The following is a 13,880-nucleotide window of genomic DNA, read 5'->3' as shown; positions in this document are numbered from 1 at the left end:
TTATGATAAAGCTATTGATATTGACAAGCTCCTTTGCTATGGGAGGAACAGAAGCTGCACTGAATTCTTTACTGAATAAGCTAGATAAAGAGAAGTATGAGGTTATAGTTCTTTCAATTACAGAGGAAGGACCTATGTTAGATGGCGTACCAGACTGGGTAACCCTTAGACAACTGAATTTTTCTGATCCTAAGTACAGGATTTTTGTCAGCGGGAGAAAAGAAAAGACAGATAATATGAAAGTCCTTTTGGCAAAAGTACAAAAAAAATTCTGGTATCAGATATATAAAGAAAGTGCGGAACATAATCTGTTTTACGAAAAGATAATGGAATTTACAGAGGAGGACCCTGAGGAATATGATTTAATGCTGGATTTTCATGGATACGGATATTTTCTTACAGCCTATGGAGCAAAAAAAGTGAGAGCTAAGAAAAAAGCTATGTGGATCCATGATGAAAATGTATGGTGGCTCTATAAAATAGCCAGCTTTCTGCCGGAATATGATCAGATTTTTTGTGTGTCAAAGGCTGTTCGGGACAGTTTCATTAACAAGTATCCACAATATCAGGCTAATACACAGGTGTTCTACAATTTAACTGATACAGAGCGCATCCGAAGGAAGGCAGAAGAACCTTTTCATGATGAAAGATATACCGGGGATCTGAAGCTTTTAACCATTGGAAGAATGGAGAATCAAAAAGGCTATGATATCGGACTGGCGGCAGCAGAAATCCTTAAAAAAAGAGGACTTAGGTTTCAATGGTTTTTTATGGGAGATGGAAATCTACGGGAATGGATACAGAAAGAAATCAGGGATAAAAATCTGGAAGACTGTGTCATATTACTGGGAAAATGTAAAAATCCATATCCTTATATAAGGAACTGTGACTACTATATCCAGCCATCCAGACATGAGGGATATGCTACTACGATCTTAGAAGCCAGAGTTTTGAAAAAGATCATAGTTGCTTCAGACATACCCAGCAACAGAGAACAGATCATAAACGGCGTTAATGGATATCTGGAACAACTTGATGGACAGGCTTTTGCAGACAGGATCCAACGGCTTATCCAAGACCCTGAGGAAAACAAAAAGATAGTAGAGAATCTAGAGAATGAAAAAATAGATTTTACAGGGGAAATTGCTAAATTAGAAAATTTATTAGGGTAAGAAAATGAGAAAAATACTATTACACTTGGCTATTGGGGAGGATTATCATGCAGGCTCTAAGGCTATGAAAGACTGCGAAGAAATCCTCCAGAAAAAAGGATATCAGCTTCTGGACATAAGACATCGTGATGGAAAACAGGGAATTACGGGAAAAATAAAAAATGAAACTCAGTTTCTAAAATTCTTTTCTCTTAAGAAAGATGATATCTTCGTTATACAGCATCCACAGTATATTGGAAGCAGATACATGAAGTGGGTAGAGCTGGCAAAGAAAATAAAGAAATTCAAACTTATTTATATTATTCATGATCTGGAATCCCTTCGGAAAATGTTCCAGGACTGGGCGGAAATATTTGAAAAAATAGATGGCGGTATGATCAGGACTGCAGACAGTATGATCGTCCATAATCCCAAAATGATGGAATATCTGGCAGATGAGAGAGGGGTTTCTCCAGAAAAAATGGTTAATCTGGGCATCTTTGATTATTTGACCAAGGAGCCTTTACTTCCCTTAAGAGAAAATCAGACCGATGTTGTTGTGGCAGGAAATCTGAAGCCAGAAAAATCAGGTTATATTTATAATCTCATAAGAGAAAATCCACAATTAAAGATAAATCTTTATGGAGTGGGGTTTGTAAAGCCCGAAGGAAAGGCCTATGATACCTCTTATAAAGGAGCTTTTCCAGCAGATGTTCTTCCCGGAAAATTGGAAGGAAAATACGGACTTGTCTGGGATGGAGCAGATACAGAAAGCTGTACAGGGACAACAGGAGAATATTTAAAATATAACAATCCCCATAAGGTTTCATTGTATATTGCCTCTGGTCTTCCAGTTATTATTTGGCGCAAAGCAGCTCTTGCTGATTTTGTTATGGAGAATAAAATTGGAATTGCTGTGGACAGTTTACAGAATTTAAAAGATGTGCTAAGTAAAATAACGGAACAGGACTATGCTGTTATGAAAAAAAATGCAGAGGAAATGTCAGAGCTTGTGAGAAAGGGCGCTTATATGGCAGCAGCAATAGAAAAAGCGGAAGGAATCATAAGAAATCATTGATGAGGGGATGAATATGTTTGATATGATGAAAAGGAAGAACGCAGAAGATATATTAGAAATATTGTATTTACTGGCATTTGCTGTCTATATAGGATTTTTTTTCCTGGGAACAACAATGTTTCAAATTGAGTGGCCGAATTTTTTCTATACGGACCTGAGAACTGTGATAGCAGCACTTATTCTGGTCAGGGCTGCATACAGCAAACAATATAAAATCTGGGAAGTTGCAGTAATCCTGGGACTTTATATTTTATTTTCAATGGCGTCTTCCAGAAATGGATATGAAGAATATATGTATCTTCTGATACTCATTATAGGAGCCAGAGGAATCTCTTTTAAAAAGCTGATAAAAGTTTATGCTGCTGTTACAGCAGTGCTGCTCATAATAACAATTGCGGCAGCATTATCAGGATATATTGAAAACCTGACTTATTATCAAGAAGGAAGAAGAACACGATATGCTTTTGGGATCAATTATCCTACAGATTTCTCAGCAATTCTTTTCTACCTGATCTTAGCTTGGTTCTATATCCGAGGGAAAAAATTGAAGTATATAGAGCTGGGAATCGCAGGTCTTCTGGGGATTTTTGTATATTGGTTCTGTGACGCAAGAATGAATACCATTTGTATTATAGGAGCAAGCTTGGTATTCGCCGTGCATAAATTTTTTTCAAAAAAGGCAGAAAAAAAACAGAAAGAATATAGGATATGCAAGCCGATCAGTATGCTGCTGATATTATCTGGGATTTTATGCAGTCTTGTAATGACTGGACTTACTATGCTGTATTCCCCTAATAATCCAATTATAGCTTTTATCGATAATGCACTTAGCAGCCGTCTCAGACTGGGGCACAAAGGCATTGATATCTATTGCTTTACATTATGGGGACAGAACATTCCTATGATCGGGCTGGGAAGTACTACAAAAGACGTGGACTTTTATTTCTTCCTGGACAGTTCCTATATATATAATCTGCTGCAGTTTGGATTGCTGATAGCAGTTTTGCTGCTGGCTGCATGGACAATGATTTCAGGGAAAGCCTACATAAAGAAAGAATGGGAACTTTTGCTTATTCTGGCTATCATAGCTGTTCAATGTATGGTGGAACATCATATGGTAAGTGTAGCCTTTAACCCATTTTGGATGGCATTGTTAGGGGAATTATCAGTGGAAACTACAAAAGGAAAAAAGGTAAAGCGAGGTTCTATATGAATGCAAATGTTTTGAAAATAAAATATAGAGAAAATAAATTTATTGTAAATACAATGATTCTCGCTGTTATACTTATAGGGCTTTTGGCAGGTAGTGTTGCATTTTTTAGATTGTACAGTGGGAGGAACGAGCTGGTTACAGATGTCCAGACAGCAGAACTACAAAGGGAAGCTACATTGGAACAGATACAGGACCCTCAAAATCTGATCCACTATTTTTTTAAGGCAGTAGATGAGGAAAATCTGGATATGGCCCTGCGGGCCTGCCCTGTTGATGAAATAGGCTTAGGAATAGATACCCAGATGGTGATAGAAAATATGGGCGAATTTTCTCCTGTCTCAACAGTTGCGCCTTCAAAGCAATACCGAGAGTATTTTCCTCTGACATCAGCGGAACTAACTTCCAGGTATACAGAAAATATACTGGCATTTATAGATGCATATCAGAAATATGATGGGCTACAGATAAAAAAAATCGGTTATGTTTATCCGGAGAAGCAGATGGCCTCTGAAAATATGCTCAGATATCAGACTATATGTGATACCATTAGTGCAGATGCGGTGTGCGAGGTAGCTGTACTTCTGGAATATCAGGGAAAAGATTATCTGGCCGGTTTCACACTTGTAAGCTATTATGGAGGCTGGAAGCTGCTGTCTTTTTCTTCAGAGCTGACAGAGACAACAGAGGATGTACTTATCAGAGAGATTACAGATCAGGAAGCGCAAGCTATATATAATGATGCAGGTGCAGAAGAGCTGGAAGAAGAGCTGAGTGATACACTGGGAGACGAAGAAAAAGAAGAGCGTCAGGACAGCCAAGAGATTGCAGAAATGATCGAAAATGGAGAAGCACTGCTTCCGGCGAATTATTTCGTGGTAAATTTGGCTTACGGAGAAAGTCCTCAGGACTTAATGGAGCAGGTAACAAAATATATTGAAAAGGGAAACCTCCAGGCTTTTATGAACTATTATGTTACAGATAAAGTCGAGGCAGGAGAAAGAGTAAGCAGTGAAAAACTGACGCAGCAGGGAAATGTGGCGGAAAATATCCAAACTTTGTATTTTGCATTACTCAACGAAGGAGTAATGGATAAAGGATCTTTGGAGACACTTGGAAAAACATCCCAGGATATTGTGGAAGAACAGAATCCGGGAAATATGTTTTATTTAGACCTGATGAAAGTAGTTTACAGCGAAGAGAATAGCTTATGCCGGTCATTTTTCTGGTATGGGGGAAACATCTACGAGGTGGATTTTGTGTTGCAAGAATCAGAAGGAGGATGGCAGATACAAGAAATGACAGATGTATCCCAAGTAAGTCAGAAAGAATATGACAGTGCAGAATAAATTTGATGCATAAAGCGGCCATAACAGCAGTATGAAATTTATATTTTCAATACAGGTGTTATGGCTGCTTTTTGGTATTATTCAGTTTGGGTGTACTGGCTCAATTCACTGTCAGAAGGAACAAATAGCTGGAAACCATTTCCATTGGCAATCGAGGTGTACTTGGAGGTGTCAATGGAATCGGCCAAAAGGTGAACAACATAATAATCTCCTGATAAATCCTCCAACTGGTCATAAGTGATTTTTTCAAAGGATTTATCCGGTAGCATAAATTGTATCCTTTCAGCGTGCCAATTTTCACTGGAGTAATTTTCATTGTAAATGAAATAGACAGGATAGCCTTCATCGGTATCTTTAATCGCATTGGCAATATTTACAAGCTCAGAACAGCCTCTTTGAAAACTGATCAAAGAATTATCCACAACATTTTTGGCAGACAGAATCCAGAAAACCAAAACTGGAAGGAAAACAATAATCTTTAAAAATCCCTTTTTAAAGAAAGAGGAAAGACAAAGAACAGCTCCTAAAAGTATGGGGATAAGTAAAGCATATCGTACCATAAAGATTTGGTTTTCCGTATCAAAAAACAAGCTGGTTCCTACACTCATAGGCGCCAGATACTCTGATCCCTGATGGAGATAAGACCTAATGCTCAGTGCACATATAAACATAACAGCAGATATCAGAAGAAACCATTTCCAGGAGGATTTATGGGTAAATACGAAGATAATTCCCAGCAGCAGAAAGGGACCTATTAAAAATTCTGCATATCTGCCGTATAAAATTGCATCAATTCTAAGAGTACCTACGGTAAATACGGCATTAATCCCTAACGTAAAGAACAGCGACAGCAAAAGGAAAAAGGCAGGTAAAGACAAAGGAGCTTTTTCCCTAAATCCTTTGATTATATGCCGAAAGCAGAAAATGATACCATATCCAGCCAGACCACAAGAAGAAACTAATAAATAGAAAAATTTTCCTATGAATCCCTTTACAGCATATAAAAATGTTTCTGCATCAGTCAGAATAGCTATTATTTTATTAATCTGACCGGAATATTCATTAGCACCTGGCGCAGAAGTAGTTACTACTGACCAGACACTGGCTTTGAAATCTGCTTTTACAAGAAGCGCGACACCTGCGCATAATAATAAAGGTATGAAAAAGCTTAATAGCTGTTTTAAAGAAACCTTTTTTAAACAAAAGAAAATAAGGAGAGTGACGGCTAATGCTAGAACAACTCCCAGGGTTCTTTGGTGAACGACATAAAGAAACATTGCTGCTGTGGAACAGAAGAAAAAATAATATAGATTTCCTTTCTGAACCATATTTAATAAAAGAAAAATCAAAAGCCAGAAAAAAAGATATAAAATCCCTTCTGTCCAGGTAACATGGGCCTGTAATAGATTGTTGCAGTATAAGGCCGGGATGAGACAAAGTATGGCAGTGATACTTTTAGAAATTTTTTTAAAGGCCATATTACAGCATTTAAAAGATAGTAAATAGCTGACAATGTAAAAAATGACATTTAAAAGGAGACCACATTGATAGGACAAGGTGGGGTCCTTTAATAAAAAAAACGGGAAAAGAAAGAGGCTGTATCCATAAGAGTAGTAGGGGGACATAGAAACCACCCCGGACCAGTCATAACCAAAAATATGAGCAGCATTGGCCCAGTATCCGAACTCATCGTTTAGAATAGAAGGCAGTACTAACTCACGGATCCTATAGATTGAGAAGATGGCAATGAGGATGGAACCCATAGTCAGAAGAATATAAGACAATGAAGAAGGGCCGTATTTGTTTTTTTGCATAGAAAACCTCCAAAAACAATTCATACTTCCCAAATAATAGCATAGAAAAAAGAATTACACAAACAAATTTAAGATATATACATAATATGACGGTTTTTATACAAAAAAGTTAACAAGGGTAGATTTTTGGTAGTTGATATGATAATATGAAACAATGCGAAGAATACTAAAAACAGGAGAATAGAGGAAAAGAAAGATGAAGATAGCAGTAGCGGGGACCGGATATGTTGGATTAGTTACAGGAGTATGTCTGGCACATAAAGGACACCAGGTTACTTGTGTGGATATTAATGAAGAAAAGGTAGCTATGATGAGCAGGGGAGAATCTCCTATTTATGAACCAGGGCTGCCGGAATTAATGAAAGAAAGCATGGAGAGTTTATGCTTTACTACAGACTATAGAACTGCATATAGGGATGCAGAAGTTATTTTTATTGGCGTGGGAACTCCGGAAAAGTCCGATGGTTCAGCTAATCTTGCTTATGTCTATGAAGCTGCAAAACAAATTGCGCAGTCTGTTGAGAGAGACTGTGTAGTAGTCTTAAAATCAACAGTTCCTATCGGAACTAACGACAAAATTGAATCTTACATCCATGATAAGCAAGTAAATGACGTAAAAATATATGTGGCTTCAAATCCAGAATTTTTATCACAGGGCACAGCGGTACGTGACACACTGTGTGCTTCCAGGATTGTTATCGGTGTAACAGAGGATCATCCTGCAGAAATATTAAAAAAGGTATATGAAAATTTTGATGCTCCGAAGCTGGTAGTAGCCCGTAGAAGTGCCGAGATGATCAAATATGCTTCCAATGATTTTCTGGCGTTGAAAATTTCCTATATCAATGAGGTGGCAAATCTTTGTGAAACAGTGGGAGCGAATATTGAAGAAGTAACAGAAGGGATGGGATTTGACGAGAGAATCGGAAAGAAGTTCCTGAGAGCTGGAATTGGATACGGAGGTTCTTGTTTCCCGAAAGATACCAAGGCATTAAATTGGCTGGCAAACTTTAATGACAATGAAATTCGTACGATTCGGGCAGCAATTGAAGTGAACGAGAATCAGAAATTCAAGCTGGTGAAAAAGGCAAAGAAATATTATGGGGATTTTCTGTTCCTGAATGTGGCGGTACTGGGCTGTACCTTTAAGCCAGGCACAGACGACCTGCGGGAAGCCCCATCTTTAGTGAACGTACCACTGCTTATGGAAGATGGGGCACACGTACGTGTGTGGGATCCTGTAGGGGAAGAGAATTTCAAGAAGCTTTTTCCTAAAAAAATACAGTATTGTTCCAGTATAGAGGAGGCAATCAGTGGAGCAGATATTTGCCTGATCCTGACAGAGTGGGATGAAGTGAAAAACTTTGATATAAGAAAGTATGAGACACTTATGAAAAAGCCAATAGTGCTGGATGGACGAAATTGCTATCGTTTAGAAGACTTTGAAAATACAAAAATCACATATGATTCTATTGGAAGAAAAACTATTAATCCGGAATTGTATATCGGAAAATAGAGAAAGGGAGAAATAAAGAAACTATGAAGCTGATAATTCAAATTCCATGTTATAACGAGGCGGAGACACTGGAAATAGCACTGAATGATCTGCCAAAACATATTGATGGTATTGATGTGATTGAATATTTGATTATTAACGATGGAAGTACAGATAATACTGTAGAAGTGGCCAGAAACTGGGGAGTTAATTACATCGTGAACTTCCGAAACAATAAGGGACTTGCCAGAGGTTTCATGGCAGGTCTCGATGCATGTCTCAGAAATGGTGCGGATATTATCGTAAATACAGATGCGGACAATCAGTACTGTGGCGCAGATATAGAAAAGCTGGTACAGCCAATCCTGAGAGGAGAAGCAGGTATGGTGGTAGGAGAAAGACCTATTGACCAAACAGAGCATTTTTCACCTTTAAAGAAAAAGCTGCAGCATCTTGGCAGCTGGGTAGTAAGAAAGGCATCTAAAACAGATATTCCAGATGCGCCAAGCGGATTCCGGGCTTATAGCAGAAGTACTGCTATGAGGATGAATGTTATTAATGAGTATACATACACATTGGAGACGATTGTTCAGGCGGGAAGAAATAAAATGGCGATTACTTCTGTTCCTATACGGACTAATCCAGAGCTGAGGAAGTCAAGGCTGTTTCACAGTATGTTTGGATATGTGAAGAAATCTATGCTTACTATTGCACGGGCATTTATGATGTATAAACCATTAGCTTTCTTTTCTGCATTTGCTGCAGTATTTAGTATTGCAGGAGTGGCTATTGGAATCAGATATCTTTATTTTATGACAATTGGCCAGGGAAATGGGCATGTTCCGTCATTGATATTGGCGAGTATGCTGATTATTATTGGAGTCTTGGCAGGAGTAATCGCGTGTCTTGGCGATGTTATTGCAGCAAATCGTAAGCTACTCCAAGAAATTCAGTTTGAACTAAGAAAAATGGACTATGGAAAAGGCCATGAAGAATTGAAAAATGAACTGGAAGAGAATCAAGCAAAATCAAAGGGAATTATCTACGATGAAGAACGAAGCGAGATTGCGTGAGAATATTAAAGGTAAGAGAATTTTATACTTAGCAACTAAAAATTCTGATTACATCCGTGTCAGTCAGGAAATTGATATGGCTAAAGAGTTGGGGAAAAGCGTTGAAGTTATCGCTTTTCCTGATAAAAAATATCTCACCCGTATTCTTAAAGTATATGCAAAATTATTAGCTACGGACATAAAACAATATGATGTTGTAATTGTTGGATTTATGGCGCAAATGATTTTACCAGTGTTTATGTGGAAATTACGCAAGAAGGTCATTATAACAGATTTTTTTATTTCTATTTATGATACATTGGTCTTTGATAGAAAAAAATTAAAAGAAAATTCTTTGCCTGCTAAGGTATGCAAATGGATAGATAAGTTAACAATTAAAGAATCAACATATTTAGTATCAGATACTAAAACACATGGACAATATTTTGTCGAAGAGTTAGGGGCAAAAATAGATAAAATATATGTTTGCTATCTTAAAGCGGATAAAAAAATATATTACCCTAGAGTTTTAGAAAAGCCCGAACAATACCGAGATCAATATCTAGTGCTTTATTTTGGATCCATTCTTCCTGTTCAAGGTGTAGATATAGTAATGGAGACTATTAAAAGTATGGAAAATGTTAAAGATGTTCATTTTATCATTATCGGACCTATTGGGGAAAAGATAGAAAAAGCAAATACGGACAATGTTACATATATTAATTGGTTGCCACAAGAAAAATTGGCAGAATACATTGCTTTTAGTGATTTGTGTCTTGCGGGACATTTTTCTAATACAGTGAATAAAGCAAGAAGAACGATACCAGGAAAAGCATATATTTATCAGGCAATGGGGAAGAAGATGATATTAGGGGATAGCCCGGCTAACAGAGAATTATTTAGAGAAGATAAAGACTTTTTATTTGTTTCGCTAGGCTGTTCTCAAGAACTTCGAAAGGGAATATTAGTAGAAGCCTCTAGGTGGAGAAATGATAAAAATGAATGATTTAATATCAGTAATTATTCCAGTATATAATGTAGCACCATATGTTGATAGGTGTATAGAATCAGTAATAAAACAAACGTATACAAATATAGAGATTTTGTTAATTGATGATGGGTCCACTGATGAAAGCGGACAAATTTGTGATCGATATCAAAAAGTGGATAAACGTATTCAGGTATATCATAAAAAGAACGGAGGATTATCTGACGCTCGAAATTATGGTATTGATAGAGCTTCTGGAAAATATATTACGTTTATAGATAGCGATGATTATGTTTCAAAACAATACGTATTTTATTTATATACAATGATAAAAAAATACGATGCTGACTTATCTATTTGTGCATACAAGGAATCTCGACAGGATAACTATGAATTTTGCGATAACAGAAACATAGAGGAGTGTATTGATCAAAAAGAAGCGTTTACTAGATATTGCTATCAAAACCAGATAGCTCAAAATGCTTGGGGAAAACTTTACGCAAAATTTATTTTTCATGAACTAAGATATCCATTAAAAAAGCTTTATGAAGATGAAGCTATTTTTTACAAGGTTTTGGATCAATGTAAAAAAATAGTAGTGGGAAGTGGAGCGCATTATTTGTACTATAAAAGAAATGATGGAATCATAAGGGGGAAATTTGTGGACCAAAAATATGATTATGTTAATAGTACAAAAGAAGTAGTGAATTATATCAAAAAAAAGTATCCTGATATATATGTGGGGGCACTTTCAAAGCTGCTTTGGAGTTGTTTACATATCTGGGTTCAAATTCCTAATAAGAATATTTCTCCACAAGCATATAAAGAAATACAGTATCTAATAAAAAAATATAGAAGAGTGGTGCTGAAGGATCCAATGGTGAGAAAGAAAAATAAGATTTTACTTTTATCTACATTATTAGGTCATTGGCCTATTCGAATGGTTTATTGCATGAAGAGATAGTAATTTGAGGAAAGATAATGATAGAGATTAGCTTTATAATACCAGTATATAATGTAGAACTTTATATAGAAAAATGTTTATCTGAATTTCGAAAAATAAAGAATCAGAATTGCGAATTTATTATTGTAAATGATGGGTCTCAGGATTCAACCATAGATATATGTGAAAAATATGTTCGCTCAGATAAAAGATTTAGGCTCATTAATAAAGTTAATGAAGGTGTTTCTGTTGCGAGAAATATCGGATTGAAGAATGCCAAAGGAAATTGGATTTGCTTTTGTGATGGTGATGATTGGATAACGGAAAAATTTGGCGATTATCTTTTTAGCATTCTTGATAATGATTTTGATGTTATATGTTTCGGAACAAAAAAAGTTTATAGTGAAAAAGAAAATGGGGATTTTCCTTTTGAGAATAATAGTTCAATTTTAGAGGAAGAGGATATTAAGTTCCTCCGTATGGGGCTATTAAATGTAGATTTGAAAAAATTTATTAATTATAGTGGAAAATCTATAAAATTTGTATCCGTATGGGGAAAACTATTTAACCATAGACTGATTAGCCAGAATAATGTGTACTTCGAGCCGGAGGTAGTTTGGGCAGAAGATTTGCTATTTGTATTCGATGCTTTTCGATATGCAAAAAAAATTTTATGCGTAGATGTTGCAGGTTATAATTATAGAATACAGAGCCAATCTGCAATGAATTCTTTTAAAGAAGGAAAGCGATACCAAATGCTCAAAATGGTAAGACATTTATTTAAAAAAATAGAAAGTAATAATGAACAAGAATTTTTAGAGTGTGCTTACTTGTGTGGTATAAAACAATTTTTATATGCTTTAAAATTAGATATATGTAATAGTAAAAATAGAAATCAATATAATATTCGCAAAAAAGAATTTATTGAGTTAAAGCATGACGAATATTTTGATATATGTTTTAGCAATGGAGACTTGAATAACTTTAGATTTGAAGTAAAAATGATGTCTGAGTTATGTAAATATAATCTATTTTGGATTATAGATGTTTTATTTTTGATTAAAGAAAAAAAGAATCAAAATAAAATGCAATAAATTTTGTGTTAAAGATAGGTTGGAATTATATGAGGGACTATTTGGTTTTTAGCTATTCTCATGATTTTATTATGGGAGGTATAGAGTCTTATGCAATAAGAATGTTTAAATGGGCTTTTAATAATGATGTTGAGTCTGTACTACTGCTTCGAGATAAAAGCGAATTACATTACAATTGGGATAAGATCTTAAAAGAGTTGAATGTGACGATAGCTTTTTTTTCGGCAAATGTATTTAATAATAGCCTTTACAATACTCAAGGAGATAGAATAGTATTAGAAAAAAATTGCCGATATACTTTTATTGCAGCCGATATACACTGCTTTATTAAAATATTTAATATAAGGAAAAAAAATAATATTTGTAGTTATAGCAGTCAGATACTGTATATATTCCATCCATATTCAGTATTAGCATCAAAAAAAAATATTTTAAATTATCCGTATGAGTTTTTTATGAAAAAAGTGAAGAATAGAGGCCTCATATTTATGGATGAGGAAACAGCACTTGCATATAAAAAGAAGTATAAGGCCGATGTACAAAAAGATGCAATTGTTCGGCTGGGGATGGAAATTCCACAGCTTAAGGAAGACTATATTGAAAGCAGAATTCAAAGAAAAAAAGACGAAATTAATATTTTAACAATAACGCGTATGGAATTTCCTTTTAAAGGATATGTTTTAGGACTTATTGAGGATTTTCATAAATTAAAGCAATTGTATACAAACCTTAAACTAATAATTATTGGAAATGGCCCTAATGTAGATATAGTAAAAGAAAAGATAAATGAGTTGCCAGATAATGTAAAAGAGGACATTTTTCTTATAGGCGAAGTGGCATATGAGGAATTGCATGAATATTTTAGAAAAAGCTATATATATGTTGGGATGGGGACTACATTATTAGATGCATCTCTTACTGGCTTAGTCAGTGTAATTGCAACGGATTTTCAAATGGAAAACAAAACAGTAGGGCTATTTTCAGAAGAATACTATAATTTAGGTGGTAACCCATACCTTTGTGAAAATAAGAGCTTTACTTTTGAAGAGGTATTAAAAGATATATTGAATTGGAGTGAGGAAACGTATTTTAAACAGGCTCATTGTGTTTTTGATATTGTTGATAAATATTATAATATAGAAGAGGTTATGATACAAATACTTTCATATGAGAAAGATAATGTTCAATTGCCGAAAGTTAAAGGACCTCTTTTATCTGTATATGATGCCTTATTGGCATATATTCAGATATACCAATTTAAGCATAAATAATTTTGAATATATAGAAAGGGTTTATTAAAATGGAGATAACCAAATATACGTTTCCGATACATGGAGATGATCGAGGACAACTAGTTGCAATAGAAGAAATGAAGGATATACCTTTTAAGATTAAAAGAGTTTATTATATGTATGATACGGGAACGCTAGTAAGTAGAGGCCACCATGCGCATAAGTGCTTAGAACAAATACTAATTTGTGTACATGGATCTTGTAAAATATTATTGGATGATGGAAATGACAAAGAAACACTAGTATTAGATAAGCCGTATGAAGGATTATATATTGCTAATGATATATGGCGTGAAATGTTTGATTTTTCAGAAGATGCGGTCTTACTAGTTTTAGCATCGCAATATTATGACGAAAATGACTACATACGTGATTATGAAAAGTTTTTAGAGTATTGTGGGAGGGTGAGATAAA

At 35.3% G+C, this 13,880-nt stretch carries 12 protein-coding genes; 11 read left to right on the top strand and 1 reads right to left on the bottom strand.

The genetic code is table 11. The features are described from left to right. The first annotated feature begins 2 nt into the window (after positions 1-2). The 4 genes from B5G00_RS03950 to B5G00_RS03935 all read left to right on the top strand — a co-directional run bounded on the left by B5G00_RS03950 (position 3) and on the right by B5G00_RS03935 (position 4,788). Positions 3-1,172 carry a glycosyltransferase gene (locus B5G00_RS03950; protein ID WP_087268833.1) on the top strand — a complete coding sequence of 390 codons (1,170 nt, stop codon included), beginning with the start codon at positions 3-5 and terminating at the stop codon, positions 1,170-1,172. A 4-nt stretch (positions 1,173-1,176) separates the two neighbouring features. Continuing rightward, positions 1,177-2,229 carry a hypothetical protein gene (locus tag B5G00_RS03945; RefSeq protein ID WP_140403111.1) on the top strand — a complete coding sequence of 351 codons (1,053 nt, stop codon included), beginning with the start codon at positions 1,177-1,179 and terminating at the stop codon, positions 2,227-2,229. 13 nt (positions 2,230-2,242) lie between these two features. Beyond that, complete coding sequence (locus B5G00_RS03940) at positions 2,243-3,442, top strand: hypothetical protein (protein WP_087268828.1); 1,200 nt, start codon at positions 2,243-2,245, stop codon at positions 3,440-3,442. Between the two features lie 176 nt (positions 3,443-3,618). Next, positions 3,619-4,788 (top strand): hypothetical protein, encoded by a 1,170-nt coding sequence (locus B5G00_RS03935; RefSeq protein WP_162613478.1) that lies wholly within the window; start codon positions 3,619-3,621, stop codon positions 4,786-4,788. 77 nt (positions 4,789-4,865) lie between these two features. Here the strand turns inward: B5G00_RS03935 and B5G00_RS03930 are convergent, their stop codons facing one another. Further along, positions 4,866-6,602, bottom strand: a complete 1,737-nt coding sequence (locus B5G00_RS03930) for a hypothetical protein (RefSeq protein ID WP_087268822.1) — start codon at positions 6,600-6,602, stop codon at positions 4,866-4,868. A gap of 196 nt (positions 6,603-6,798) precedes the next feature. On the opposite strand from B5G00_RS03930, the gene B5G00_RS03925 reads away from it, so the two are divergent. Genes B5G00_RS03925 through B5G00_RS03895 form a run of 7 tightly spaced genes read left to right on the top strand, consistent with a single transcriptional unit; the run spans position 6,799 to position 13,879 of the window. Continuing rightward, positions 6,799-8,118 (top strand): UDP-glucose dehydrogenase family protein, encoded by a 1,320-nt coding sequence (locus B5G00_RS03925; protein ID WP_087268819.1) that lies wholly within the window; start codon positions 6,799-6,801, stop codon positions 8,116-8,118. 23 nt (positions 8,119-8,141) lie between these two features. After that, complete coding sequence (locus tag B5G00_RS03920; protein ID WP_087268815.1) at positions 8,142-9,170, top strand: glycosyltransferase family 2 protein; 1,029 nt, start codon at positions 8,142-8,144, stop codon at positions 9,168-9,170. After that, positions 9,145-10,155, top strand: a complete 1,011-nt coding sequence (locus B5G00_RS03915; RefSeq protein ID WP_087268812.1) for a glycosyltransferase — start codon at positions 9,145-9,147, stop codon at positions 10,153-10,155. Before B5G00_RS03920 ends, B5G00_RS03915 begins: the two co-directional genes overlap by 26 nt. Then, positions 10,148-11,101: a glycosyltransferase family 2 protein gene (locus B5G00_RS03910; protein WP_162613477.1), complete on the top strand. Its 954-nt coding sequence runs from the start codon at positions 10,148-10,150 to the stop codon at positions 11,099-11,101. The genes B5G00_RS03915 and B5G00_RS03910 overlap by 8 nt, the downstream gene beginning before the upstream one ends. A gap of 17 nt (positions 11,102-11,118) precedes the next feature. Then, positions 11,119-12,174 (top strand): glycosyltransferase, encoded by a 1,056-nt coding sequence (locus B5G00_RS03905; RefSeq protein WP_087268806.1) that lies wholly within the window; start codon positions 11,119-11,121, stop codon positions 12,172-12,174. A 29-nt stretch (positions 12,175-12,203) separates the two neighbouring features. After that, on the top strand, positions 12,204-13,445 hold the full coding sequence (locus tag B5G00_RS03900; protein ID WP_087268803.1) for a glycosyltransferase: 1,242 nt from the start codon (positions 12,204-12,206) through the stop codon (positions 13,443-13,445). Between the two features lie 29 nt (positions 13,446-13,474). Then, the gene (locus B5G00_RS03895; RefSeq protein WP_087268799.1) at positions 13,475-13,879 is read left to right on the top strand and encodes a sugar 3,4-ketoisomerase; all 405 of its coding nucleotides are present in this window, start codon (positions 13,475-13,477) and stop codon (positions 13,877-13,879) included. The last annotated feature ends 1 nt before the right edge of the window (position 13,880 follow it).

The organism is Blautia sp. An46 (genome assembly GCF_002161645.1).
GTDB lineage: Bacteria > Bacillota > Clostridia > Lachnospirales > Lachnospiraceae > Blautia > Blautia ornithocaccae.
The sequence above is the reverse complement of the archived record's forward strand: the minus strand, read 5'-3'. Positions and strand labels throughout refer to the sequence as shown.